Here is a 24,532-nt window from a genome sequence, read left to right on the forward strand (position 1 = left end):
CGAGAGGAGTGATTACTTTGGATACGATTAAATTCATGATTGACGGGATCGAGGCAGAAGTCACCAAAGGTACAACTGTGCTCGAAGCAGCCCGTAATCAAGGTGTTGATATACCCTCCCTGTGTTATTTGAAAGAAATCAACCACTCGTCCAGCTGCCGGGTATGTGTGGTTGAAGTGGGCCCGAGGCTCATTGCCTCCTGCACGCTGATTGCGGAAGAAGGCATGAAGATTCAGACGAACACCCAGAAGGTCCGGGACGCCCGCCGTGCTTCCATCGAGCTTTTGCTGTCCGATCATAATCAGGAATGTCTAAGCTGCTCCCGCAGCGGCGGCTGTGAGCTTCAGGACGTCTCCAGTAATCTTAATATCCGTAAAGTGACTTACACCGGTGAGAAATCCAGCCAGGAGAAAGACTATACTTCCCCGGCTATCGTCCGTGATGCATCGAAATGTATCCTTTGCGGCCGCTGTGTCGGGGCTTGCGGGACTATGCAGACCGTGGGTGCGATCAGCTTTGCGAAGCGCGGGTTTGATACGGTGATCTCCACCGCGTTTGGCCGTCCGCTTGCCGAGTCCACCTGCGTCAACTGCGGCCAGTGTATTATGGCTTGTCCTGTAGGCGCACTTAGTGAACGTGAGAACATCGACGATGTGTGGGATGATCTTGCAGAACCGGCCAAATATGTTGTTGTCCAGACAGCGCCTGCTGTTCGTGTAGCCCTGGGAGAAGAATTTGGCCTGCCGGTTGGAACCCGGGTTACCGGTAAAATGGTCGCAGCCCTGCGGAAGCTTGGATTTGATAAAGTATTTGATGCTAATTTCGGTGCCGATCTTACCATTATGGAAGAAGGGACCGAACTGCTCTCCCGCCTTGGCAGCGGAGAGAACCTGCCGCTTATGACGTCCTGCTGCCCCGGCTGGGTGAAATTTATGGAGCATAACTTCCCTGACAGGCTGGGTAACCTGTCTACCTGCAAATCGCCGCATGAAATGGAAGGCTCCATGGTGAAGTCCTTCTTCGCCAAGAAAGCGGGGATAGATCCAAAGAATATTGTTGTTGTCTCCATCATGCCTTGTACCGCCAAGAAGTACGAGGGTGCGCGTGAAGAGCTGTCGAGGGAAGGGCTGCAGGATGTCGACTGGGTCCTCACCACGCGTGAGCTTGCGGCAATGATCAAAGAAGCTGGTATAGACTTTGTGGGCCTGAAGGATGAAGCGTTCGATAATCCGATCGGCAAGGGTTCGGGTGCTGCTGTTATTTTTGGTGCAACCGGTGGTGTCGCAGAAGCGGCACTTCGTACCGTGTTCGAGATTACCTCAGGCAAGGCACTCGATACCATCGAATACACCGCTGTCCGTGGTATGGAGGGCATCAAGGAAACCATCATTGAATTGCCCACCGGCCAGAGGATTCGTACGGCTGTTGTTCATGGTCTCGGCAACGCGCGTAAGCTGATGGAAGCGATGGAGCGGGGTGACAAGACCTATGACTTCATGGAAGTCATGGCTTGCCCCGGCGGCTGTATCACTGGCGGGGGTCAGCCCATCGTGGATGCCGGAACCTCCGAGCGGATCGATATTAAGGCAGAGCGTGCAAAAGCCATCTACACAGAAGATGAGGCCCAAACGGTTCGCAAATCGCATAACAATCCTTACATCAAAGCTCTTTATGAAGAATTCTTAGGGGAGCCTAACGGTCACCTGGCACATGAACTGCTGCATACTTACTATATTAAGCGTTCCAAGGTTTAGGCTTATGCCCACAAGCTTTGAGGTCTAGTTCATGGAGGTTGATGGATGTGCGGAAGGATTGGGAAGCAGCGGACTTTATCAATGATGAGGAAATCCGCCTGAGTCTTGAAGAAGCCAAGGTGAAGGCGGGTGATTCCGCCTATGTCCAGACCATCTTGGAAAAAGCGAGAGCATGCGAGGGACTGACCCACCGGGAGGCGGCAGTCCTGCTTGAAGTCGCAGAGACTGAGGTGCTTGACAGTATTAACCGCTCGGCCAAGGTAATCAAAGAGAAAATTTACGGCAACCGCATTGTATTGTTCGCTCCACTATATATAAGCAACTATTGCGTTAATAATTGTGAGTACTGCGGATATAAACACACCAACGGGGATTTTCTGCGGCGGAAGCTGGATCTGGATGAGTTGGCGGATGAAGTCCGTGTGCTTCAGGAATTAGGCCATAAACGGCTTGTCGTTGAAGCAGGAGAAGATCCGGTGAATTGTGACATTGACTATGTTGTCGAAGCGATCAAGACCATCTATTCGGTTAAGGTGGATAACGGAAGCATCCGCCGTGTGAATATTAACATAGCAGCTACTACCGTTGAAGACTACTCAAAGCTTAGGGATGCAGAAATCGGGACCTATATTTTGTTTCAGGAGACCTACCACAGACCCACCTATGCTGCCATGCACCCTAAGGGACCCAAAAGCGATTACGACTGGCACACTACAGCCATGGACCGGGCGCAAATGGGAGGGATTGATGATGTGGGGATAGGTGTTCTCTACGGCCTATATGACTATAAGTACGATACAGTTGCTATGCTGATGCATGCGGAGCATTTGGAGGAGAGGTTTGGGGTAGGCCCTCACACCGTTTCCGTTCCCAGATTGCGGGAGGCGGAGGGCGTGAATCTGGAGGTGTATCCGCATTTGGTGAAGGATGAGGACTTCAAAAGGCTTGTTGCTGTCTTGCGGCTCGCCGTTCCTTATGCCGGAATGATTCTGTCCACCCGCGAAGAACCGTCATTCCGTGACGAGGTAATTAAGCTTGGCATTTCTCAGGTGAGTGCAGGCTCCAGTACGGGGGTCGGGGGTTACATGGAGACCAAACAGGGAACCGGAGGCCGGCCGCAAGAGAAGCCTCAATTCGAAGTCAGCGACCATCGTTCGCCGGAGGAAATTATCCGCGGATTGTGCCAGGACGGATATGTTCCCAGCTATTGTACAGCCTGCTATCGGGAAGGACGGACAGGGGACCGTTTTATGCGGCTCGCCAAATCCGGACAGATTCATAATATATGCCAGCCGAACTCTCTGTTAACTTTTAAAGAATATTTGCTGGATTACGCAGATGAAACAACACGTACCTTGGGGGAAGAGATCATTCGCAAGGGGCTTGAGGATATTCCGAAGGAAGCCGCGAGAAAAGCAACGATGGACCGGCTCCGGCGCATTGAGAATGGTGAACGGGATTTGCGTTTCTAAAATCGCATATTGAGGAGAGAATTGCTATGCAATTTACACCACAATCTAACAAAATGCACATTGCTGTTTTTGGCAAAAGAAATGCCGGAAAGTCCAGTCTGATCAACGCGCTCACAGGGAAATCGACCTTGCTGGTCAGTGATGAGCCCGGAACGACGGCTGAACCCATTTTTCAATATGTGGAGATCAAGAATGTGGGGACCGCTATTATCGTAGATACAGCCGGAATTGATGATGCTGACCTCTTCCGCGTGCAAAAGACGAGAGAGGTGATGGATCTGACCGATCTGGGCATCATGATCTTCTCGGATGAAGCGGGCGACTACAAGCTGGAGAAGGAATGGGTACACGAACTGGACAAACGGAACATTCCCGTCATTGGAGTCATTGCCAAAACCGACGATCATTATGTTGATATTGATTCGCTGAAGGCGACTCTGAATGTACCCATCGTGAAGCTCAGTGTGAAGCGGAATTCCAATCTTGGCAGTCTGCGCCATGCCATGAGCGCCTTGGCTCCTGCTGAATTTGAACGAAACAGCATTGTAGGTGATCTCGTGAACCTGGGGGACCTGGTCGTTATGGTAATGCCGGAGATGATACCTGCTCCCAAATACCGGCTGGTTGCCTCCCAGCAGCAAATCCTCCGCGACCTGCTCGATCATCACGCGATAGCGTTGTCGGTTACTGAAGAAGAGCTGCCTGAGCTGCTCGCGCGCTTAAACAAGCTGCCCGATCTTGTTATTACCGATTCGCAGGTATTTGACAGAGTGAACGAGATTATACCAGCGAGTGTGCCATTAACCACCTTTGCAATTCTGATGGCGCGTTTTAAGGGGGATTTGAAAACCTTTGTGACCGGTGCCGCGATGATATCCAGCCTGAAGCCTGGGGACAAGGTGCTGCTGTCAGAGGCCTGTATCCACCACCCGCATAACGGAGAGATCGACCGTATGCTCGTCAAAGCCAAACTGCAGGAAATGGCTGGCGGCGGGCTGGATATTACGACAAGTGTGGGGCCTGATTTCCCTGATGACGTCTCCAGTTATAAGCTGATCGTTCACTGCGGCGGCTGTATATTCAACCGGAAGCAACTGATGATGCGGCTGCGGAGCTCGGGTGTGCAAAACGTGCCGATTACCAACTATGGCATCGCTTTTGCCTATTTTCACGGGATTCTGCCGCGTGTGCTGGAAGTCCTGGAAGTGAAGGCTTGAGCAGGCTGTCCAGGGTGGAGAACCCGCTGAAATCTTTCCGCGAAGAGCAGGATGCACTAGGTGTCAGGAATATACCAAAAGCAGCGTATTACGGGATTCATACCGCTAGGGCTATGGACAATTTTGCTGTAAGCGGCAGAACGGTCAACGTTCATATGCTTCATGGCCTAATAACAGTGAAGAAAGCTGCGGCACAGGCTCATTTGCAGCTAAATACCTATCCGGCAGCGATAGCCCGGGCGATTGTGCAGGCCTGTGATGAGCTTCTGGCCGGTGCCTACAGGGAGCAATTTACGGTAGATGCCATGCAGGGCGGTGCCGGGACATCGGCCAATATGAATGTGAACGAAGTCATCGCTAACCGTGCTATTGAGCTCATGGGCGGAGAGCGGGGAGACTATTCACGGGTACATCCACTGGATCACGTCAACTGCTGCCAATCCACCAATGATATCTATCCCACGGCACTAAGAATTGCCGCAATCGGGCTGGTTCGGCGGCTGAGTCAAGCTTTTGCGTCCTTGCAGGAAGCCCTTCAGGAGAAAGAGCATGCCTTCGCCGATGTGCTCAAGCTGGGCCGTACCGAGCTCATGGATGCCTTGCCGATGATGGCAGGGCAGGGCTTCGGAGCCTATGCCAAAGCGGTGGCCCGGGACCGCTGGCGCCTGTACAAAGTGGAGGAGCGGCTCAGGGAGATCAACATTGGAGGAACTGCAATTGGCACGGGCCTCAATGCACCGGTAAAATATACGTTTTTGATGACTGATATTTTGCAGGATTTGACCGGATATGGGCTGGCCCGTAGTGAATATCCGATGGACCCTACGCAGAATATGGATGCTTTTGCTGAAGTATCCGGGCTGTTGAAGGCAGCTTCTATTAATCTATTGAAAATTTCCGGTGATCTGCGTCTGCTGGCCAGCGGGCCGGTTGGGGGTCTGGGGGAGCTTGAATTGCCGGCGGTGCAGGCAGGCTCCTCCATTATGCCGGGTAAAGTCAATCCGGTAATGGCAGAGATGGCGGGGCTTGTGGCGATGCGTGTCATTGCCAATGATACCGCGGTAACGCTGGCGGCTGCGGGCGGCCAGCTGGAGCTGAATGCGTTCATGCCGCTGATTGCGGATGCGCTCCTGGAGTCCCTGGAGGTCCTGGCCAATGCTGTACGGCTGTTCGAAGAGCGCTGTGTCCGCGGCATCCGGATCTGTGAGCAGCGGTGTTATGAAAGGGTTGAGAATTCCTCCGCTTTGGCAGCCGCGCTGATACACCACATCGGATACGAGAAAAGTGCCGAGGTAGCCATGCGGGCAAGCCAAGAAGGCAAAACGGTGCGGCAGGTACTGCTGGAGGCTCAGTTTCTACCGGAGGCTGAGCTGGATCAAATCCTGAATCCCTATCAAGTAACCAAACCGGGTGTACCCGGTAAATAAGTCCAGCTCGGTGCTAGCCGCTGGGGGGAAGGAGAGAGCCGTGTGAGTGTGAACGATACCCCGCGCCCGAATCGCCTGCATATCGCCCTGTTTGGCAGGAGCAACGCAGGGAAATCAAGCCTGATCAACGCAATCACCAAACAGGATGCCGCGGTTGTGTCACCCGTCAAAGGAACGACAACAGATCCGGTGTATAAAGCGATGGAGCTGCTGCCGCTCGGGCCAGTTGTTTTTATTGATACCGCTGGTCTGGATGAAGCGGGTGAGCTGGGTGAGCTGAGGAAACAGAAGACGTTGGAGGTTCTTAACAAATCCGATATGGCGCTGATCGTTGTCGATGCTGGCTGCGGTGTGAACCCATATGACCGGCAGATTGCCGAGACCGTCCGCAGTAAGGGCATCCCCGCAATGGGCATCTTGAATAAAATAGATTGGTTAGCGGACCAGGAGACATCTCATGCGGGTGGTCTTACTGCACTTGTTGACCAGGCGGAGCAGGAACTGGGCTGTAAGGTGATCCCTGTATCTGCACTTGAGCAGCAGGGAATTAGCGGACTGATGAAGGCACTGATTGCTGCTGTGCCGGATACCGAAGATAAATTCCGCATTATCGGCGACCTGGTCTCGCCGGGAGACTTGGTCGTACTGGTGGTTCCGATTGACAAGGCAGCGCCCAAAGGCAGATTGATTCTTCCGCAGCAGCAGACCATCCGTGACCTGCTGGAGAGCGATGCCATTGCGGTGGTTACGAAGGAATTCGAGCTGAAGGAAACGCTGGAGAGTCTCGGGAAGAAGCCCCGGCTTGTGGTGACAGACTCACAGGTATTCCTGAAGGCTGCAGCTGATACACCCAAAGACATTCCGCTCACCTCATTTTCTATCCTGTTTGCCCGGCACAAAGGTAATCTGGAAGAGATGGTGAGGGGCGCGCGTGCCATCGACAGGCTTCAGCATGGTGACAGAGTGCTCATTGCCGAGGCCTGTACCCATCACGGGCAGGCAGATGATATCGGCAAAGTGAAAATTCCGCGCTGGATCCGGCAAGCCACCGGCAAGCAGCTGCAATTCGAATACGCCAGTGGCATGAAGTTCCCGGACAATCTGGATGATTACTCCCTTATTGTGCACTGTGGGGGCTGTATGCTGAACCGCAGACAGATGCTCTGGCGGGTGGAGCAAGCGATTAGAGCCGGGGTGCCCATCGTCAATTATGGCGTTGCGATTGCCTATGTCCAGGGTATTCTGGAGCGGGCGATTTTACCGTTTCCGCTTGCCCGTATAGCCTGGGAAGAGAGCGGGACGCATGAGTGATTTGTGTTTGTGTAAGAGGGATGACCGCCTTTCTGGAACCGAAAGGCGGTTTTTCTATGGGTTTCCTTGCATAGGTTCTGCTCCTGCATATTAATTTTCCTTTCAAAGAAAGATAGCCGCCTATATAATGGGAATCACTTGTGGTTGATTTGGTTGAAAATTGAAATTTGCGAAGAACTGAATTTTAGAGGGAGATGATGGATTGAAGCAGAAAGGCGCATTTTCGAGGTTGAGTACATATATGCTGAAGCACAAGCTGCTCTATACCGTACTGCTGCTGATTACATTGTTCAGCATTGTTCTGGATCTGACAATGGCCTGGTTTCTGGCCAGAATTACGGATGCGGCGGTCCGTATGGATGTGGAGGCTTTCAGCGGACTCGCCTGGTTCGGGGGGCTTTTCCTGATTACCGCAGGCGTGAGCAGCTATTTCAGTGCCTACCTCAAAATCAATATTTCCGCCAAGATCAGAAATGAGCTGCGCCTGGATCTGATGAACCATACGCTGCTGCTGCCGCAATCCTATTTTGACCGCAATCATTCTGGAGATCTATTGTCCCGTTTTACCAATGATAATCAATCAGTCGGAGAAGCCTGCGGACAGGTTATGATTGATCTTTTGCGCAATCCGCTCTTGGCTGTGGCGTCTTTTGCCTATCTGATCTATATTAACTGGCTGCTTGCACTGATCTGTATTACCATGGGGCCGCTGCTCTATCTGGTCGGTAAGGTTTTTGGCAAAGCGATGCGGAAGAACAGTGTGCAGGTACAGGAGAATATGAGCCGGACGACTTCATTTCTGAACGATATTCTGGGCAGCAGTATGGTCTTCAAGTCATTCTCGATTGAGCGCAGACTGATGAAGCAGTACAAAGGCTACAGTGACAGCATTAATGCCGGAGAGCAGAATCGGGGACGGATTGAAGGGGCTACGGGGGCACTGTCCTCTGTATTAGGAAATCTCACCTTTCTGCTGGCTCTGGTCATCGCGGGATATTTTGTCGCCAAAGGTTCGCTTGAGGTAGGAGCCATGATCGCATTCATTCAATTGATGAATTATCTGGTTATGCCTTTCTCGGCGCTGCCGGGACTGGTGGCTTCCATGCAGCAGTCGCTGGGAGCGGCGCAGCGGATCTTTGAGGTGATGGATGCGCCTGCTGAGGTAGAGGCTCTGCCTGAGAAACAAATGCAGCATCCCGAGTTTGAGCAGCTTAGTCTGTCGGAGGTAACGTTCAGTTACCCCGGTGCCGGGAAGCTCAGCTTAAACCAGGTTAGTCTTGAATTGCCGCAGGGGATGCAGATGGCGGTGGTCGGGCCGAGCGGAGGCGGGAAGTCTACGTTATTCAAGCTTCTGCTGGGCTTCTACAATCCGGATGAAGGCGAGATTTTAATTAATGGACAAACGGTTCAGGGGATGAGTCTGGAGCAGCTTAGAAGTCATTTTGCCTATGTGCCACAGGAGTCCGGGCTGTATACAGGCAGTATCCGCGAAAATATCCGCAATGGCAGGCAGGATGCCTCGGAGGAAGAGGTAATAGAGGCGCTTCGTCAGGCCAATGCTTATGATTTCGTAATGGAGCTGCCTGAAGGGGTAGACTCTGAGATCGGTGAGCATGGCTCGCGGCTCTCCGGCGGCCAGCGCCAGCGGCTTTCGATTGCAAGAGCGATGCTGAAGAACGCGCCGATTCTGCTGCTGGATGAAGCAACAGCCGCGCTGGATAACGAATCGGAGAAAATGGTGCAGCAGGCCATCCGCAAGCTGATGAAGGACAAAACCACCATCGTTATTGCCCACCGTCTGTCAACGATTCAGAGCGCCGACGTCATTCTGGTGATGGAGAACGGGGAGATTGTAGAGCGCGGTAACCATGAGGAACTGCTTGCGGCAGAAGGGCGCTACTATGATCTCTACAAGTCCCAGCTGGAGCAGGAGGAGACAGAGGGGCAGGAAGAAAGGTCAACGAATGAGGAGTATGGGGATAAGCAGGGGGCTCTCCTCACTCCAAGCTGAAATTTTGAGGGGTAAACATGAACATAAATGATAATTATCTAAAAGAACAATGAAGCCACGTGTATTGGATAAATGGCGGACCTTGCGCCGGAAAGACCTGGTGAGATCAGAACGGCAAAAAAAACCTGTTGAGCTTGCTGCATATCACAGCCGCAATACGGTGATCGGCTCGTTGTCGCAGATTTCACCGTTGTCTTGGAAGCCGAAACTTTCATACAGTTTTTTGGCGGCGACGTTATCGGCTTCATAGGGGATCCAGCAGTAATGTGCGGGCCCGGCCGGAAAGGTGCGGATAAATTCCAGGATTTTTGTCATGGCTTCCCGGCCGTAGCCCCGGTTCTGATACTGCTTGCCGATCATCAGCCGCAAGATGCAATAGCTGTCGTCTGCGATGGACGGCAGTTCGTATCCGGTAATTCCATAAGTCAGCATCACAAACCCGACTGGCTCCTCATCCGCATAAATGGCAAATGGAAATGGATGCCCCCCATTGGTTGCAAGGACATAACACGAAGCCACGCTTGACAGATTGGACGCTACAAAGCGGTTTTGATCTTCTGAAACTTCAAGATTGAATAGGGTACGCCGGTTCTCCAGCGTGATTGTTCTAAGTGTAATCATTCAGGTCATCCCCTTTCGGTGAATAGTCACCTGGGCTCAGCACTATTGTATATTCTCCCGGGTCATATGCTAAAATGGCACTAATACATTCTACCAGACAAGGAGGCCGCCATGCAGCCGATACCCCCCGAAGATATCCAGTTCCGGATCGATCAACTTGCCAATCAGGAGCTTTATGTACACCTTGAACTTACGACAGGCGCCTATGCCAGTCATCTGGACAGTACCCGGCATCCGGCATCAGCCTTCATCTCCAATGCGGTCATCCGGTATACGCAAGGTTCCATCTCTGGTGCAGGTCCATACCGGGTGGGCTTAAAGACAACGCTAGGCTGGATTTATGCCGAAGGCCTTACACACATTGATGAAATGGACAAGGATCGGCTAATCCTGGCAGGGCATGACAGTCAAGGAAAGCTAATCGTTGCCTTGCAACTAAGCCGGGACAAGTTTTGATGAAAGCGGAGGATCAAACATCTATGAATCATAATCAAGCCGAACACCAGCGAATCCTGGTTGTGCTCCCCCATCCCGACGACGAATCTTTTGTTGCATCAGGGACGTTATCAATGTACATAGCAAGCGGTGCTGAGGTCACCTATGCTTGTCTGACCCTAGGAGAGATGGGGCGCAACATGGGCATCCCGCCGTTCGCGAACCGTGTCACCTTGCCGGCAATCCGTAAGGATGAACTGGCAGCCTCCTGCCTTGCGATCGGTATCCAGGATCTAAGAATGCTCGGGTTCCACGATAAAATGATCGAATTCGAAGACCAGGAACTTCTGGACTCTCAAATTATGCAGCTGCTAAAGGAACTGACGCCATCGCTGGTCATCACCTTCTACCCAGGGTACAGTGTGCATCCCGATCACGATGCCACCGGAGCTGCTGTCATCCGGACGATTGGCCGGCTCCCTGCGGCAGAGCGCCCATTGGTATATTGCAGCGCGTTCGCCAGCAATCGCGAGCAAATGATCGGAAAAGCGGATGTGACCATAGACGTAACCCCATTCCTTGCGAAGAAAATGGCCTCGATTCAGGCGCACCGGACGCAATTCCAAGCGGCAGAGCTTGTGGGGAACCAGGATCTTACGGAAGAGGAAATGCGGAACCGGTTTGGAACAGAACAGTTCTGGACCTACCGGTTCGCTGAATCTTCGTAACATTGTTATGAAACTGTACGAATCTTAAGTTATCTTACAGTAACACAAAGGGTGCCTTACAGCCGGATCACAACCGGAGAAAGGCACCCTTTGTACTGCGCTAGAGCAAGCTTACGCTCCCTATTCCACAGTGTGCAGGATGAATTTATCGATGGCATATTTCACGCCGTCCTCATTGTTACTGAGGGTGATGAAATCAGCAATGTTCTTCAGCGCCGGGATCGCGTTAGCCATGGCTACACCAAGGCCGGCAGCTTCGAGCATTTCGTGGTCATTCCAGGAGTCGCCGACGGCGATGGTTTCGGAGAGCTCGCAGCCGAAGTGGGCTGCCAGGAACTCCAGAGCCAGCCCCTTAGTACCCTCATGGTGCATGATCTCCAGGAAATGCGGCTTGGATTTCGTGATGTGTACGGAATCGCCCAGCAGCTCGCGCAGAATCGGTGACAGCTCATCCAGGAAGGCCGGATCGTCGATGATCAGCATTTTTGGTGTTTTTTGCGGAACAAGCTTTTCCCAGTCCGGCTCAATAAAGTATTGGGTTCCGTTGAGTGTGGCATAGTCAATCAGCTTTTGATTTTCTTCACGTGCATACAGCTTGTCATCAATGTAGGTCTGTAAGTGCAGATTATGCTCTACGCAATAGCTGAACAGCTTCCGTACGGCATCTTGTGGCACATAACGCTCGTAGAGCACCTTTTCATCCATCAGGTTCTTCACAAGTGCACCCTGGTAGGTGATAATCGGTACGTTCAGTCCGGTCTGGCGGGCAATAGCCTGGGCGGAAGCATAGGCGCGTCCGGTAGCCAGGGTAACCACAACGCCTGCGGCAACGGCCTGTTCCAGTGCTGTTTGTGTGGCAGGGGTAACTTCCTTGGTATCCGTAATCAGGGTGTCGTCAATATCGATTGCAATCAATTTGTACATGCAGGTTCTCTCCTAATGGTTTGGTGAGCGCAGCCAATGAGTGTTTCCACACCCGTGAGATACGCTGTAGTAATCATGCTGTGAGCCTATGCGGAAGGCTAGACTCTTTCTCTAATAGGCGGAGAACTTGGGGGAACTCAGGCTTTTTTTCTAAAATGCTGCATTCGCTGCCTGGGATCAGGTTCCCTCAAGTCATCCCGCATTTTGCCTTTACTTCAAGCATCGTTCGGGTGAATATCTGTACATAAGCGCAATTTGTCTGATCAAATCATTTATCTGATGAAATCAGAAGGCCAGGTTCTTCACTTTCTTGGGCTGCAGGTCCAGGTTCAGGGCTAAGTTCGGCCATCAGCATAGCTGCAAGAATACATAGACAGCCAAGCAACGCCGACACGCCGAGCGTTTCCCCGCCAAACGCCAGTCCTGTCAGGGCAGCGAATACCGGCTCCGTGGCAAAGATAATCGCCACCCGGGAGGGTATGGTGTATTTCTGGCAGGCGGTCTGAATCCAGAAGGCAAACGCGCTGGTCGGTCCGATGGAGACGAGCAGTGCCCACACCACCTCTGGTTTCAGGATCAGTGCCCCGCTGTGCGCAAGCGGGGCAGGCCCATCCACAAGCAGGGAAGCGAGGGCGCTGAGCAGCCCGACAAAGGCAAGCTGCAGCGTGGCCAGCGGCAGCGCCGGATACCGCGGAGCATATACGCCGGTATATGCGACCTGCAGCGCAAAGGCGACAGCACATAGCAGGACCAGTGCATCGCCCTGGTTCAGGGACAGCGCGGAGCCGGTGAAGGTGAGCAGGTAGAGGCCTGCCACCGCGAGTCCCGCGCTGAACCAGGTATACCGTGAGATGGCATGCCGTAACAAGGCCAACGACAGGAAAGGGACGAGCACTACCGACAGTCCAGTGATAAATCCGGTGTTGGACGTAGTGGTATAGAGCAGTCCCATCGTCTGGAAGCCATAGCCCAGGAACAGAAAAAGGCCTAGCAGTAAGGCGTGCCCTGTCATGCGCCAGCTCAGCAGCCTCCATTCCCGGCGGTAGAAAACGGCGGTGATCAGCGCCAGCAGCAGGGCGGCACCGGTGAACCGGATGCTGTTAAATACGAGCGGCGGCAGCACCTTGACTGCGTTTTGCACAATCAGAAACGTACATCCCCACATCATCGCCACCAGCAGCAGACTGAGATCGGCTATTCGGGAGCGATTCACAGAGGTCATCCTTTCTTGGTACGAGAATTTCGGATCAAGTTGTCCAAATTGTATCTTAAAACAGGGGGGAGGACAAGACAGAACTGTGCGCAGGGCAGGCGGGACAAGGGCCTCGGCACCCGAAAAACAGCCAAAGACTGGACAAAAAAGCCAGCAATTGATATACTTCGATAACCGTACACTTGTTCTTATTTTTGCATAAGATAACCCTACACCTTAGAAAGGAGCGGGTACACCATGATGGGCAAATCCCATTTCATCATCAGCACCGGGGTTACCCTATCCGTCATGAGCCTGCTCGGCCATGAGATTACGATTCCGGCGGTTGCCGTAGCGGGACTTAGCGCCCTCTTACCTGATATCGATGAGCCGAATTCACTGCTGGTGCGCAAAGCCCTGCCGGAGTTCCTGTTGCGGATCTTGCAGGTGGCTCTAATTGGGGCCGCCATCTATCTGTATTTTGCCGGAATCGCCGCACCGCCATGGAACATCGCGCTGGCGCTGCTTGTCGGAAGCGTATCCTTCCTGCCGGGCAGGCGGCTGCGGCATCTGGTGATGCTGCTGCTGGCACTGGGGCTGTTTGCGTTCGCGGAGGACTACGATCCATGGAACTACATTGCGGCCTGTGTGCTTGTCGTATCCTCGGTTGTTCCGCACCGCGGACTAACACATACGCTGTACGGCGTGGCTGGCTGGGGAGCATTGCTTTATTTTGCCTCGCTTGGCATGAATGACGGAGGCAGCCTGTGGATTGCGGGAGGCATGTCCTACGCGCTGCACCTGCTGGCCGATTCCCTGACCCAGCGCGGCATTACCCCGCTGCCTCCTCTGCCCTTCAAGCTTCGCCTGAAGCTGATGAGCACCGGGACGAAGAAGGGCAATGCGGTGGAGAAGTTCTGCATCGTGCTTACACTTGCACTGGTTACGTATGTTTTTGTGCTTACTCCCGGTATCTAAAGTGCTTTTGCCCGAGGACATCAAAAAGGCTTTCTGCAGATCATTCACAGAAGGCCTTTTTGGTCGTTGGGAAAAGGGAGGGCTGGTTCCTGCAAGAGTGGCTCATCCCTCTTTCCAGATTCGGCTCCGCTAACCGGGAGCTATTCCTCCAGGAAAATCAAACCGATGAAGTCCTCCGGCTCGATCCGGCCGAAATAATGCTTCAGGTCCAGCCCGGATAGGGCGTCTCTGACCTCTGCATCTTCATAGCGTTTGCCGCGCAGCGCGTTCTCCACGTCCACCACATCGCCGACGCCGAAGAAGTCGCCATAGATTTTAATATCCTTAATGTAGGAATCTTCAATGTCCATGCGGATATCGACGAGCCCTGCCGGGAACTTGCGGGTATGCTTCACGTTGCTTTTTGGCGAGAGGCCGTAATTCCAATCCCAGTTCTGGTAATGCTCCTTGGAAATTTCGTTAATCCGCACCCAGTCGTCCTGGGTCAGCTTGTACTGCGGAACCTCGGAGGGCTCCATGCCAAAGATGGAACGCAGCAGGCCCTCACGGAATTCCTCAATGGTCATGTCGCTTCCAAGCAGTTCCTTGATATTAGCCACACGGCTGCGCACGGATTTGGTGCTCTTGGACTTGAATTTCTCCGGGTTCACATTCAGGGAGGCCTGCACATCGTCCAGATTGAGATCGAACATCAGGGTGCCGTGGCTGAACATGCGTCCGCGAGTGGAGAACTGGGCATTGCCGGAGATTTTTTGCTCCCCGACCTGGAGATCATTGCGTCCGCTCAGCTCGGCATTCACACCCATGGACTGCAGGTAGTCGATGACCGGCTGGGTGAATTTCAGGAAATTATGAAAAGACTGTCCGTCGTCCTTGGTAATGAAGCTGAAGTTGAGATTTCCGAGATCATGATAGACAGCTCCGCCGCCGGACAACCGCCGCACGACCTGAATATTGTTGTCCTTCACGTATTCCTGGTTGATCTCTTCAATGGTGTTCTGATGTTTGCCGATGATAATGGACGGGCTGTTGATATAAAAAAGCAAATAGCTGTCGTCCATCGGCAGATTCTTGAGCGCAAATTCCTCAATCGCAAGATTGATCGATGCGTCTGTAATTCCGGTGTTATCGATAAAAAGCATAGTAAATTCCTCCGCTTGGGCATGATGAACTGCTGTAGTTATTTTAAACCAAAAGCGCGGTTTGTACAAAAGAACCAATGGTTGTGAGGCAGAGGCATGTCTGCGGCAAGCGGCATTGTCTTGCGGTACGGGGATGCGAAACATTGACGTATTTCCGGCAATGGGGCAATAATGGGGACAATGAGTGAATAGAAAGATAAAGAGGAGTGTAGGCATGCTTGAAAAATACGGCCACGGCGGTGATTTGCTGACGGCTGCGGAATTGTACGGGGAGGGGAGCGGTGCTTTTGTTGATTTTAGCGCAAATATTAACCCCCTTGGTCCGCCGCCCGGTGTGTTGGACCTGCTGCGGGATTCATTAACTGCCATAACGGCCTATCCCGATCCAGGGCACCGCAGACTGAAGTCCCTGCTTGCGGAGAATCTGGGGGTAGACAACGACTGCATTACGGTGGGCAACGGGGCGGCGGAATCGATGGCACTGCTGCTCTTAGCTGTGAAACCGCGTAAGGTGGGCATCATCGAGCCCTGCTTCTCAGAATACCGCCAGCTCGCAGAGCAGTTCGGTGCAGAGGTCATGTCCGTTCAAGGCACGAAGGAGCAGGGCTACCGTGCCGGTGTGGATAACATCGCCGGACTGCTGGAACAGGTGGATCTGCTGTTCCTCGGACAGCCGAATAACCCGAACGGCGTTCAGTATGCGCTGGACGAACTTCGGGTGCTGGCGCAGCAGGCGGAGCGCTGCGGGGCGGTGCTGGCGGTGGATGAAGCGTTCATCGACTTCATCCCCGAAGAGCGGCGGCAGTCGCTGCTGCCGGAGCTTGGGGCTTATCGTCATACGGTGCTGATCCGCTCGATGACGAAGTTTTATGCCATTCCGGGGCTGCGGCTGGGCTTCACGATCGCAGCCCCGGAGCTTGCCGCGGCCATGACCGGCAAGCAGGTGACTTGGAGCGTGAACGGCCTGGCGCTGCTGGCCGGGGAAGCCTGCCTGCGCAGCGGGCGCGAGTATGAGGAGCGCACGCGCGGGCTGATTACCGCAGAGCGCGAAGCGCTGCGGCAGGGTCTGCTGCGGCTCGGCTGCGAGGTCCCGCCGGGCGAAGCGAACTTCCTGCTGCTCAGCCTGCCCGCAGGGTGGAGCGCTGCAGCCATGCAGGAGCGGCTGGGCCGCAGCGGCATTCTTGTGCGCAGCTGCGCAATGTATCCGGGCCTTACGCCGGGGCATATCCGCGTCGCGGTCAAAGGCAACGAGGACAACGCGCGTCTTCTTCACCAACTGGAGGAGACGCTGCGGGCGGGAGTAAAGGATGAAGGAAACGGAAGGATGGACTAGAGAACGGTAGCGTAGGGAAGCAGGCTGACAGCGGAATGAAATACGCGTGAATGAGATAGCGGAATGAGATAAGCGTGAATCAGATAAGCGGAATGAGTACAGACAAATACCTAATGCCTCTTCTCGTTGGCCTGGTTGATTGCTAAGTGGAATTAGTATAACTAATTTGCAGAAATCCACGCTGCAGCGGGCATTAGTGGGATTTTCTACAACTAAATCAGGCGAAACTCCTACATATCAGCTGAGAGGGCCGGATTAGGTTTACTTTTTCCAACTAGTTCCTTCCGGAGAGCCGACAGGTGTAGATTCGTGGGAGGAATTCCACTTATACATCAAGGTCGTCTGAGTATCTCCCCATTCCACTGGAATGGTATGATGTTTATATCAAATCATACATAATGGTAAGAAGAGCGATATAAAACTATGCATCTATTGTACTGATGTACTGAAAAATCATTTTAGGAGTTTGAAATTATGAGTATAGAAGTTGTAAAAGTACCTTTGGAAGAGAAGGCAATATTGAAAAATCTATTGAAAATGTATTGCTACGAGTGGTCACAGTATAATAAATTTGATGTAAATGACAAAGGCGAATATGAATTTGAACATCATATTTCTGATTATTGGGATAAAGAAAAACACTATCCGTTTTTCGTAAAAGTTAATGGAATATTAGCAGGGTTTGTCCTAATTGATGATGATTTCGTATTACATCCTAATTATGATTATTCAATGGGTGAGTTTTTTATTTTGCATAAGTATCGTCGATCCGGTGTAGGACGATATGCAGCAAAAGCTGTATTTGACATGTTTCGCGGGAAATGGGAAATAGGAGAACACCCGGATAATATTTCATCTATTAGATTTTGGGATAGCGTTATTAATGAATATACGGATGGTAAATATGAAATCATAAAATCTTGTCCAAATCTTATATATCATGATGGAACATGTGGTAACGTTATTTCATTTGAGAATTAGCGTTTTTTCTGTGTAAGATGGATATGATCTGAAATCACTTCTAGTGTCTTATGAAGATAAATAGAATTTTGTGTATCACAACATTTTTAAGTCTAACTCTTTTTCTGATTTATTGTTTCCGGTAGTTATAGTAGTTACTGAACATTAATGCTGTGAGAGGAGCGGGATCAAATGGGTGAAGTACAGCTTCCTTTTAACCCAGGCAGCGGCGCGGCGGTGTATCACTCTAGCGTCTGGCCTGGACTTGTGCTCGAATGGAAGCAGGAGCATCTGCTGCTGGAATTCCCGGTTGAAGCGGAAGGGCTGTCGAGCGCGGTGTACGGCGGCGGGATGGTCCGTCTGAAACGGGCGGTCAACCAGTTCGTCAGCCGTGATTATGAGTGCAGCAATCCGGTGCGCGATATGGAGAACAAATTGCGCGAATGGGGTTATCCGCTGGAAGGCTGCGCCGGTCTGATGACAGCGGTACCGCTGGAGCATGCTGCCGTTGCCGAGGAGGATATCGGCTCGGCGGGTATTTTCTGCTGTGTTACCGCAGCCTCGGGTAATGCCGCGCGCGCCGGAGTCCGGCGGAACGTGCTGGCCGCTTACCGCTCCGGGACGATAAACATCATGCTGGGCATTGACGGTCGACTGACTCCGTCTGCGATGGTCAATGCCGTGACGACGGCAACCGAGGCGAAGGCTGCCGCGCTCGCCGATCTCGGGGTCACGGATCCTGAGAATGGCCTGATTGCCACTGGCACCACTACAGATGCTGTCGTGCTCGCAGTGAGTGGGAGCGTACGCTACGCCGCAGAGCATGTCTACGCCGGAACCGCCACCGACCTGGGCGGAGCGATTGGCAGGCTGGTGTATGCCGCTGTAACGGCAAGCCTCGGATCAGTGAAAGCAGCCCAACTGGCAAGGATGGACAGCCAATGAGCCGTATAAGCAACAAGCCGCTTGCGGGTGCTGCCCGGTGAAGCTTGCGATTATTTTACTTGCAGCCTATGTGCTGGACCGGATCATAGGCGACCCGCGCACTATCCCTCATCCTGTGGTGCTTATGGGAAAAGCGATTACAGCTCTTGAACGGCTGATCCGCCGCTTCTGCACGCAGCCGCGCACTCTGAAACCCGCAGGAATCCTGCTTCCGCTGCTGGTCGCAGGCGGAGCCTGGGGAGTGACAGCAGCCCTTCTATTGCTGCTGTCCCGGGTATCGCCTGGACTGGGCTGGGCAGCGGAGGTCTGGCTGATCGCTACAACTATTGCCTCTAAGGGACTAAAAGATGCCGGGATGGCCGTCTATGTGGAGCTGCGCAAGGGAGATATCCCTGCAGCCCGCACGGCGCTCGGGATGATCGTTGGCCGCGACACCACCAAGCTGGAGAGCCCGGATATTGTCCGGGGCACGGTGGAGACTGTGGCGGAGAATATTGTCGATGCGATTATTTCTCCGTTGTTCTTCGCCCTGCTCGGCGGAGCACCGCTGGCTATGGCTTACCGTGCGGTGAATACGCTGGATTCCATGGTCGGCTACAAAAACGACAAATACCGTGATCTCGGCTGGGCCTCCGCCCGGCTCGATGACGTAGCCAATTACATAGCGGCGCGGATGACAGCAGTGCTGTTGGTCTTGTGCGCCTGTCTGCTGCGTCTGGACTGGCGCAGCAGCTGGCGCATTGTGCGGCGCGATGCGCGCAGCCATCCCAGCCCAAACAGCGGATTCCCCGAATCGGCCGTAGCCGGAGCGCTTGGCATCCGTCTGGGCGGCGAAAATGTATACCACGGCGTAGCCACGTTCCGCGCCTATATGGGCGACCCCCTCCGGACTATGGAGCCGGGGGATATCATTCTTGCCTCACGGCTGATGATGTGGTCTTCCGCAATTTTCGTCTGCCTGTGTGCAGCGGCGGCTATGCTGTGGCACGGGATTGGAGGCTGATCCAGAGAGATGGCAAATAACCGAGCCGGATTGGACGCTGAGCATGTACTGCATTCTGAGTATATGCCAGGCGCCCGGAATGAAAGGAAACCTGAGGCAGCACTGAATCCTGAGTATGAACCAAACCCTGTACAGGATGCGGACCCTGAGAGTGAACCAGACCCTAAGAGTGAACCAGACTCTGAGAGTGAACCAGACCCTGTGAGTGAACGGGCATATGAGTGCAAAGTAGATCTTCAAGTTGAGCTTGAGCTGGTGCTGATCCGCCATGGACATACCCAGTGGAATGCCGAACGCCGTTACCTGGGCAGCACCGATCTTCCGCTGCTGCCTGAATCGGAGGTGAAGCTGACTGCTCTTCGGCACCAGCCCGAACTTGCCGGCAGCTTCTGGCGTGTGTACTGCAGTGATTTGCGCAGATGCTGCGAGACACTGGCGGTCATTGCCCCATCACTTGTGCAGTCGGCAGTGTACGATTCACGGCTGCGCGAGATGAGCTTTGGTGCTTGGGAGGGACAGACTTATGAGCAGCTGCAGAGTAATCCAAGCTATCGTAGCTGGATTGATGATCCTACGGCGTTTACTCCGCCGGACGGAGAATCTTGGGCAGAATTCACCGGACGTGTGGAGAGTTTTTTGTCCGAAATGCTCCATATAGCTGCCGAGGCGCCTGGCCTTAGGAATGGACCTATTCGTGTGCTGATTGTGACTCATGGCGGCGTTATCCGCCAGATGCTGGCACGGACAACCGCTGGGCTTGGCTTCCGTGAAGCTGCCGCACCTCCGCCGGGAACGGCAACCACGGTGAGGCTGCGGTGGCGTGGAGGGGAAGAGGGCAGTTGCCACTGAGTAAAGTGGAAAAAGGAAAACTAATTTGTGAATTTCATCGATTTTTCGATGAATAGGTGGAAAAGTAGATTTAATCACCTCCATTTCCATCCATCCAGCGCTATCTGGGGGAATGATATGGATTTTTTCCCGTTAAGCCTCTCCGTGGTGGTCTCTCAGCAGAATGAAGTGGATAAATTCACCAAAGCTATCTACCTAGTAAATAGGGGATTTGTATTTCCAAAAAAGGCTGTAAGCGATCGCCCTGGGTACCGGGCCTTTTCAGCTTCTACAGCCAAAGAACCACGGCCGGAAGAAAATTCCGGGCCGTGGTTCTTTTTTTACGAAGAGGACTGTGCCATGATAGCTATGGGGGCGATGGAAGCATGTTCAAGGATTTCAGGCTCATTGCCGGCCGGCCGGTATTCATTCAAGTAAAAGATTACATGAAGCAGCTGATCCTCAGAGGCGCCCTCCAGGGTGACCAAAAGCTGCCGTCCACACGCGAGCTCAGCACACTGCTGGGTGTCAGCCGCAATTCGGTCATTTCCGCCTACGAGGCACTTGCGGATGATGGCTTTACCTATGCGGTGCAGGGCCAGGGCAGCTATGTATCACAAGCAGCGGCTGATCAAGCCGGAAGTCCTGGAGATTCTGCTTGGACGGTGGACTGGAAAGAGCGGCTGAGCAGCCAGGCCAGGCTGGCCGAGGAACTGGATATTATGAAGCGCGGAATACGCGCGGCGAAGGGTACGATTTCTTTTACCAGCATCGCGCCTGATGAGAGCCTGTTCGATCTGGACAATGTGAAGCGGGCATTTATGGAGCGCATGGCGGTAGAAGGCAATGTTCTGCTGAACTATGGCTATGCCAAGGGGTATAAGCCTTTAATAGACTATTTGCTGCAATATATGGAGCACAAGGGTGTGAATACGCGGGGCAAGGACATTCTGATTACGAACGGATTTACGGAAGGGTTTGATGTGGTATTGTCCGCGCTTGGCCGCAAGGCTGGGGCGGTGCTTTGCGAGAATCCGACGCATCACACGGCGATTAAGAATATGAAGCTGCACGGTTTTGAGATTGCGGGTGTGCCTATGGAGCGGGACGGCATCCATCTGGGTGAGCTGAAGCGGGCGCTTGAGGCGCGTGAGTATGATTGTGCATATTTGGTTCCCTCCTACCACAATCCAACGGGCATCGTCATGTCTCCCGAGAAAAGACAGCGGCTGATGAAGCTGATGACGGAGTACAAGGTACCGGTGATCGAGGATGGTTTTAACGAGGAACTCCGGTATTCGGGTTCCCACGTGGCTCCTCTGATCGCAGCAGCGGGCGGCGGGAATAGCGTGATCTATCTGGGAAGCTTCTCCAAGGTGCTTTTTCCCGGACTGCGTGTGGGCTGGGTGCTTGCGGATCAGGAGCTGATCTATTACCTGGAAAGCGTCAAAAGAGCGCGAAGCATTCATACCTCAACACTGGATCAATCGATTCTGTATCAATATCTGCTGGGCGGCAATCTGGAGAAATACCTGAAACGGGCGAGAGCGGAATATAAGCGCAAATACGAGCTGACCCTGGCCTGCTGCCAGGAGCATATTCCGTATGCATCTCTCACCGGGGATGGGGGCTTGCATCTTTTTATAACGTTTGCCGAGGGCTTCAGCACGAGGGAGCTGCTTACGGCATGCCGGGAGCAAGGGGTTATTTTTACAGCGGGAGATATATTCTATACGAATGGGCAAGGGCAGAACACACTGCGGCTGGGGTTCTCCAGAGTGGCTGACGGGGATATCCGGAAGGGCGTTGAAATTATTGGCAGCACTGCACGGCAACTACTGGGATGAAGAGGGGTTAAGGGAATGAGAAAAGTAGGCGTAATTATGGGCGGGGTATCCTCGGAATATGAGGTGTCGCTGAATACGGGCAGAGAAATGCTGAAGCATCTGGACCGCAATAAATATGAAGGCGTCCCGGTAGTCATTTCTTCGCGGGAAGAGCTGGTTGATGCGGTAAAAGATCTGGATTTCGCGCTGCTTGCCCTCCATGGAGCCTACGGCGAGGACGGAACCGTACAAGGGACGCTGGAAACGCTGGGTATTCCGTATTCCGGCAGCGGTGTGCTGTCAAGCAGCCTGTGCATGGATAAAGCACTGTCCAAGACCATTCTCCGCAGCCAAGGGGTGCATACGCCCGCCTGGATCTGCTTGGACCGTATGGAGGATTTCGTGCCGGAAGCTGTAGAGAAGCTCGGATATCCTGTAATGGTAAAACCAAATTCAGGCGGCTCCAGCATCGGCATGACAAAGGTGAACAGCCGTGCGGAGCTGCGGAGCGCAGTAGAGAAGGCTTTTGCCGCTGACCGTTCGGTGCTGATCGAAGAATATACCGAGGGTCAGGAAATCACCTGTCCCATTCTCGGAGGAAAGATGCTGCCCGTTATCGGCATCCGCTCACTGGGAGCGGATTGGTTCGATTACAGTGCCAAATATGAGTTGGGCGGTGCGGAGGAACAGGTCATTCAGCTGCCAGAAGAGCTTGATGAACAGGTGCGTGCGGCGGCTTTGACCTGCTATCAGGCGCTGAAGTGTACGGTATATGCGCGGGTGGATATGCTGCTAAAGGACGGCATTCCTTATGTGCTTGAGGTAAACACATTGCCGGGCATGACCGAAACGAGCCTGCTGCCAAGAAGTGCGCTTGCTGCCGGATATACCTTCAGCGGGCTGCTGGATGAGATTATCTCCGGCTCGCTTGCAGAGCGACGGGGGATCGCGGCGGGGCCGGAGGTTTCAGGCGCAGCAGGCATACCGGGAGTCCGGCGCGCACAGGGAGAAGACGGCAACGAAAATAAGCAGGACGCTCAGAGTTTGCGGGACACGCAGGCACTGCAGACTGTGCGGCAGGGGGCTGTCCACTATGGATAAACACAAACGGTTTCAGCAACAGGATCACAGCGCCCTGCTGAGCGAACTGATTGCACCGCGTGTACGGGAGATAGTGCCTTCGGGCATCCGTGCTTTTTTTGATCTCAGTGCGGGTAACAACGAGATTATATCACTGGGTGTAGGCGAACCGGATTTCACTACCCCTGAGCATATCAGAGCTGCCTGTATCCGTGCCCTGGAGCGGGGAGAGACGAGTTATACCCCGAATGCCGGTCTGCCAGAGCTGCGGGAGGAGATTGCCCGCTATCAGCAGGAAAGCTTCGGACTGTCCTATCAGCCTCTGGAGGAGGTGCTGGTAACGGTGGGCAGCAGTGAAGCCCTTGATCTGGCGCTGCGTGCCTTCACCGCGCCGGGTGATGAGGTAATCATTCCTTCGCCCAGTTACATCGCCTATTCGCCGATCGCCTATTTGAACGGGGGAACATTGGTGGAAGTGGAGGCTACTGTGGAGCAGGGCTTCAAGCTTACCGCCGAGGCGCTGCTCAGAGCCATTACCCCGCGTTCCAAGCTGCTGATGGTGAACTTCCCGAATAACCCAACAGGGGCAGTAATGTCTTATGAGGATTGGCTTCCGATTGCAGAAATCGTAAAGGCCCATAATCTGATCGTACTTTCGGATGAAATCTATGCCGAGCTGACCTATGACAGCAGACATGTCAGCATTGCTTCGCTTCCCGGCATGAAGGAGCGGACGATCGTAATCAGCGGTTTCTCCAAAGCTTTTGCCATGACCGGCTGGCGGGTCGGTTATGCCTGCGGGAACCGGGAGCTGCTGTCTGCAATGCTGAAAATCCATCAGTATACGGCGATGTGCGCGCCTGTTCTGGGCCAGATTGCCGCGATCGAATCGCTGCGCCACGGATTGCCGGACAAGAATACAATGAAAGAATGCTTCCGGCAACGCCGTTCTCTGTTTGTTGAAGGACTCAGATCCATCGGGCTGCATTGCCATGAGCCGCAAGGGGCTTTTTATGCCTTTCCCTCTATTAAACATACCGGAATGACATCAGAAGAATTTGCGCTTCGCCTGCTGCGGGAAGCAGGGGTTGCAGCTGTGCCGGGACACGTATTCGGTATGGGCGGTGAAGGTCATCTCCGCTGTTCCTATGCCGCTTCCACAGCGAAGCTGACCGAAGCGCTTGAACGGATGGAAGGTTTTATGAAGGTAAAAATGTAATTGTAAGATTAATCTCTATCCCCTATAATCCATAAGGAAGAAATAGGGAGTAATAGGGACGGAATAGCTGGCGATCCGCAGCAGAGGGCCCACTTCTTCAGAGAAGGGGGCCCTTCTAATTTCAAT

General features: G+C 53.3%; 22 protein-coding genes. 18 read left to right on the forward strand and 4 right to left on the reverse strand.

Going from position 1 to position 24,532, the window contains the following annotated elements:
- Window positions 1–17: 17 nt before the first annotated feature.
- The 6 genes from A3848_RS10475 (at window position 18) to A3848_RS10500 (ending at window position 9,192) form a co-directional block, all read left to right on the forward strand.
- A complete protein-coding gene (locus A3848_RS10475; RefSeq protein ID WP_074084904.1) occupies window positions 18–1,754 on the forward strand; it encodes an NADH-dependent [FeFe] hydrogenase, group A6 in 1,737 nt (578 codons plus the stop codon).
- Between the two features lie 41 nt (window positions 1,755–1,795).
- Window positions 1,796–3,226: a [FeFe] hydrogenase H-cluster radical SAM maturase HydG gene (gene hydG, locus A3848_RS10480; RefSeq protein ID WP_074084905.1), complete on the forward strand. Its 1,431-nt coding sequence runs from the start codon at window positions 1,796–1,798 to the stop codon at window positions 3,224–3,226.
- A gap of 26 nt (window positions 3,227–3,252) precedes the next feature.
- Window positions 3,253–4,443, forward strand: a complete 1,191-nt coding sequence (gene hydF, locus A3848_RS10485; protein WP_074084906.1) for a [FeFe] hydrogenase H-cluster maturation GTPase HydF — start codon at window positions 3,253–3,255, stop codon at window positions 4,441–4,443.
- A gap of 14 nt (window positions 4,444–4,457) precedes the next feature.
- Complete coding sequence (locus A3848_RS10490) at window positions 4,458–5,870, forward strand: aspartate ammonia-lyase (protein WP_074084946.1); 1,413 nt, start codon at window positions 4,458–4,460, stop codon at window positions 5,868–5,870.
- Window positions 5,871–5,912: 42 nt separating this feature from the next.
- The gene (hydF, locus tag A3848_RS10495; protein WP_074084907.1) at window positions 5,913–7,181 is read left to right on the forward strand and encodes a [FeFe] hydrogenase H-cluster maturation GTPase HydF; all 1,269 of its coding nucleotides are present in this window, start codon (window positions 5,913–5,915) and stop codon (window positions 7,179–7,181) included.
- A gap of 229 nt (window positions 7,182–7,410) precedes the next feature.
- Window positions 7,411–9,192, forward strand: coding sequence for an ABC transporter ATP-binding protein (locus A3848_RS10500; RefSeq protein WP_178381965.1), 1,782 nt, complete (start codon window positions 7,411–7,413; stop codon window positions 9,190–9,192).
- A gap of 144 nt (window positions 9,193–9,336) precedes the next feature.
- On the opposite strand, the gene A3848_RS10505 is transcribed toward A3848_RS10500, so the two are convergent.
- Window positions 9,337–9,813 (reverse strand): GNAT family N-acetyltransferase, encoded by a 477-nt coding sequence (locus A3848_RS10505; protein WP_074084909.1) that lies wholly within the window; start codon window positions 9,811–9,813, stop codon window positions 9,337–9,339.
- Between the two features lie 111 nt (window positions 9,814–9,924).
- Between A3848_RS10505 and A3848_RS10510 the strand changes: the two genes are divergently transcribed.
- Both A3848_RS10510 and bshB2 read left to right on the forward strand, forming a co-directional pair.
- Window positions 9,925–10,269, forward strand: coding sequence for a YojF family protein (locus A3848_RS10510; protein ID WP_074084910.1), 345 nt, complete (start codon window positions 9,925–9,927; stop codon window positions 10,267–10,269).
- A 23-nt stretch (window positions 10,270–10,292) separates the two neighbouring features.
- Window positions 10,293–10,976 carry a bacillithiol biosynthesis deacetylase BshB2 gene (gene bshB2 / locus A3848_RS10515; protein WP_074084911.1) on the forward strand — a complete coding sequence of 228 codons (684 nt, stop codon included), beginning with the start codon at window positions 10,293–10,295 and terminating at the stop codon, window positions 10,974–10,976.
- A gap of 120 nt (window positions 10,977–11,096) precedes the next feature.
- Here the strand turns inward: bshB2 and A3848_RS10520 are convergent, their stop codons facing one another.
- The gene (locus A3848_RS10520; protein WP_074084912.1) at window positions 11,097–11,900 is read right to left on the reverse strand and encodes a Cof-type HAD-IIB family hydrolase; all 804 of its coding nucleotides are present in this window, start codon (window positions 11,898–11,900) and stop codon (window positions 11,097–11,099) included.
- Window positions 11,901–12,168: 268 nt separating this feature from the next.
- On the reverse strand, window positions 12,169–13,113 hold the full coding sequence (locus tag A3848_RS10525; RefSeq protein ID WP_083612055.1) for a DMT family transporter: 945 nt from the start codon (window positions 13,111–13,113) through the stop codon (window positions 12,169–12,171).
- A gap of 237 nt (window positions 13,114–13,350) precedes the next feature.
- On the opposite strand from A3848_RS10525, the gene A3848_RS10530 reads away from it, so the two are divergent.
- Window positions 13,351–14,070 (forward strand): metal-dependent hydrolase, encoded by a 720-nt coding sequence (locus tag A3848_RS10530; RefSeq protein ID WP_074084914.1) that lies wholly within the window; start codon window positions 13,351–13,353, stop codon window positions 14,068–14,070.
- Between the two features lie 140 nt (window positions 14,071–14,210).
- Here the strand turns inward: A3848_RS10530 and lplA are convergent, their stop codons facing one another.
- Entirely contained in the window at window positions 14,211–15,212 is a 1,002-nt protein-coding gene (lplA, locus tag A3848_RS10535; protein ID WP_074084915.1) for a lipoate--protein ligase, read from the reverse strand.
- A 214-nt stretch (window positions 15,213–15,426) separates the two neighbouring features.
- Here lplA and cobD point away from each other — a divergent pair, with 214 nt between their 5' ends.
- The 9 genes from cobD to A3848_RS10575 all read left to right on the forward strand — a co-directional run bounded on the left by cobD (window position 15,427) and on the right by A3848_RS10575 (window position 24,406).
- Window positions 15,427–16,545 (forward strand): threonine-phosphate decarboxylase CobD, encoded by a 1,119-nt coding sequence (gene cobD / locus A3848_RS10540; RefSeq protein WP_074084916.1) that lies wholly within the window; start codon window positions 15,427–15,429, stop codon window positions 16,543–16,545.
- 474 nt (window positions 16,546–17,019) lie between these two features.
- Window positions 17,020–17,526 (forward strand): GNAT family N-acetyltransferase, encoded by a 507-nt coding sequence (locus A3848_RS10545; protein ID WP_074084917.1) that lies wholly within the window; start codon window positions 17,020–17,022, stop codon window positions 17,524–17,526.
- 171 nt (window positions 17,527–17,697) lie between these two features.
- Entirely contained in the window at window positions 17,698–18,450 is a 753-nt protein-coding gene (locus A3848_RS10550; RefSeq protein WP_074084918.1) for an adenosylcobinamide amidohydrolase, read from the forward strand.
- Window positions 18,451–18,487: 37 nt separating this feature from the next.
- The gene (gene cbiB / locus A3848_RS10555) at window positions 18,488–19,453 is read left to right on the forward strand and encodes an adenosylcobinamide-phosphate synthase CbiB (RefSeq protein WP_074084919.1); all 966 of its coding nucleotides are present in this window, start codon (window positions 18,488–18,490) and stop codon (window positions 19,451–19,453) included.
- Window positions 19,454–19,462: 9 nt separating this feature from the next.
- The gene (locus tag A3848_RS10560) at window positions 19,463–20,302 is read left to right on the forward strand and encodes a histidine phosphatase family protein (protein WP_083612057.1); all 840 of its coding nucleotides are present in this window, start codon (window positions 19,463–19,465) and stop codon (window positions 20,300–20,302) included.
- A gap of 117 nt (window positions 20,303–20,419) precedes the next feature.
- On the forward strand, window positions 20,420–20,719 hold the full coding sequence (locus A3848_RS31690) for a hypothetical protein (protein WP_143192378.1): 300 nt from the start codon (window positions 20,420–20,422) through the stop codon (window positions 20,717–20,719).
- Window positions 20,668–22,128 (forward strand): MocR-like pyridoxine biosynthesis transcription factor PdxR, encoded by a 1,461-nt coding sequence (pdxR, locus tag A3848_RS10565; RefSeq protein ID WP_074084920.1) that lies wholly within the window; start codon window positions 20,668–20,670, stop codon window positions 22,126–22,128. The genes A3848_RS31690 and pdxR overlap by 52 nt, the downstream gene beginning before the upstream one ends.
- Before the next feature lie 15 nt (window positions 22,129–22,143).
- Entirely contained in the window at window positions 22,144–23,208 is a 1,065-nt protein-coding gene (locus A3848_RS10570; protein ID WP_083612059.1) for a D-alanine--D-alanine ligase, read from the forward strand.
- Window positions 23,201–24,406 carry an aminotransferase class I/II-fold pyridoxal phosphate-dependent enzyme gene (locus tag A3848_RS10575; RefSeq protein ID WP_074084921.1) on the forward strand — a complete coding sequence of 402 codons (1,206 nt, stop codon included), beginning with the start codon at window positions 23,201–23,203 and terminating at the stop codon, window positions 24,404–24,406. Before A3848_RS10570 ends, A3848_RS10575 begins: the two co-directional genes overlap by 8 nt.
- The last annotated feature ends 126 nt before the right edge of the window (window positions 24,407–24,532 follow it).

Origin of the sequence: Paenibacillus sp. P32E (genome assembly GCF_001909085.1) — a bacterium.
GTDB lineage: Bacteria > Bacillota > Bacilli > Paenibacillales > Paenibacillaceae > Paenibacillus_AQ > Paenibacillus_AQ helianthi.

Coding starts and splice junctions, on each gene's coding strand:
- hydF (WP_074084906.1), top strand. CDS start 3,253: ATGCAATTTACACCACAATCTAACAAAATGCACATTGCTGTTTTTGGC.
- A3848_RS10505 (WP_074084909.1), bottom strand. CDS start 9,813: ATGATTACACTTAGAACAATCACGCTGGAGAACCGGCGTACCCTATTC.
- A3848_RS10520 (WP_074084912.1), bottom strand. CDS start 11,900: ATGTACAAATTGATTGCAATCGATATTGACGACACCCTGATTACGGAT.
- A3848_RS10560 (WP_083612057.1), top strand. CDS start 19,463: ATGGCAAATAACCGAGCCGGATTGGACGCTGAGCATGTACTGCATTCT.
- A3848_RS10575 (WP_074084921.1), top strand. CDS start 23,201: ATGGATAAACACAAACGGTTTCAGCAACAGGATCACAGCGCCCTGCTG.
- A3848_RS10570 (WP_083612059.1), top strand. CDS start 22,144: ATGAGAAAAGTAGGCGTAATTATGGGCGGGGTATCCTCGGAATATGAG.
- cobD (WP_074084916.1), top strand. CDS start 15,427: ATGCTTGAAAAATACGGCCACGGCGGTGATTTGCTGACGGCTGCGGAA.
- A3848_RS10530 (WP_074084914.1), top strand. CDS start 13,351: ATGATGGGCAAATCCCATTTCATCATCAGCACCGGGGTTACCCTATCC.
- hydG (WP_074084905.1), top strand. CDS start 1,796: ATGGATGTGCGGAAGGATTGGGAAGCAGCGGACTTTATCAATGATGAG.
- A3848_RS31690 (WP_143192378.1), top strand. CDS start 20,420: ATGGATTTTTTCCCGTTAAGCCTCTCCGTGGTGGTCTCTCAGCAGAAT.
- A3848_RS10550 (WP_074084918.1), top strand. CDS start 17,698: ATGGGTGAAGTACAGCTTCCTTTTAACCCAGGCAGCGGCGCGGCGGTG.
- A3848_RS10510 (WP_074084910.1), top strand. CDS start 9,925: ATGCAGCCGATACCCCCCGAAGATATCCAGTTCCGGATCGATCAACTT.
- lplA (WP_074084915.1), bottom strand. CDS start 15,212: ATGCTTTTTATCGATAACACCGGAATTACAGACGCATCGATCAATCTT.
- bshB2 (WP_074084911.1), top strand. CDS start 10,293: ATGAATCATAATCAAGCCGAACACCAGCGAATCCTGGTTGTGCTCCCC.
- A3848_RS10545 (WP_074084917.1), top strand. CDS start 17,020: ATGAGTATAGAAGTTGTAAAAGTACCTTTGGAAGAGAAGGCAATATTG.
- pdxR (WP_074084920.1), top strand. CDS start 20,668: ATGTTCAAGGATTTCAGGCTCATTGCCGGCCGGCCGGTATTCATTCAA.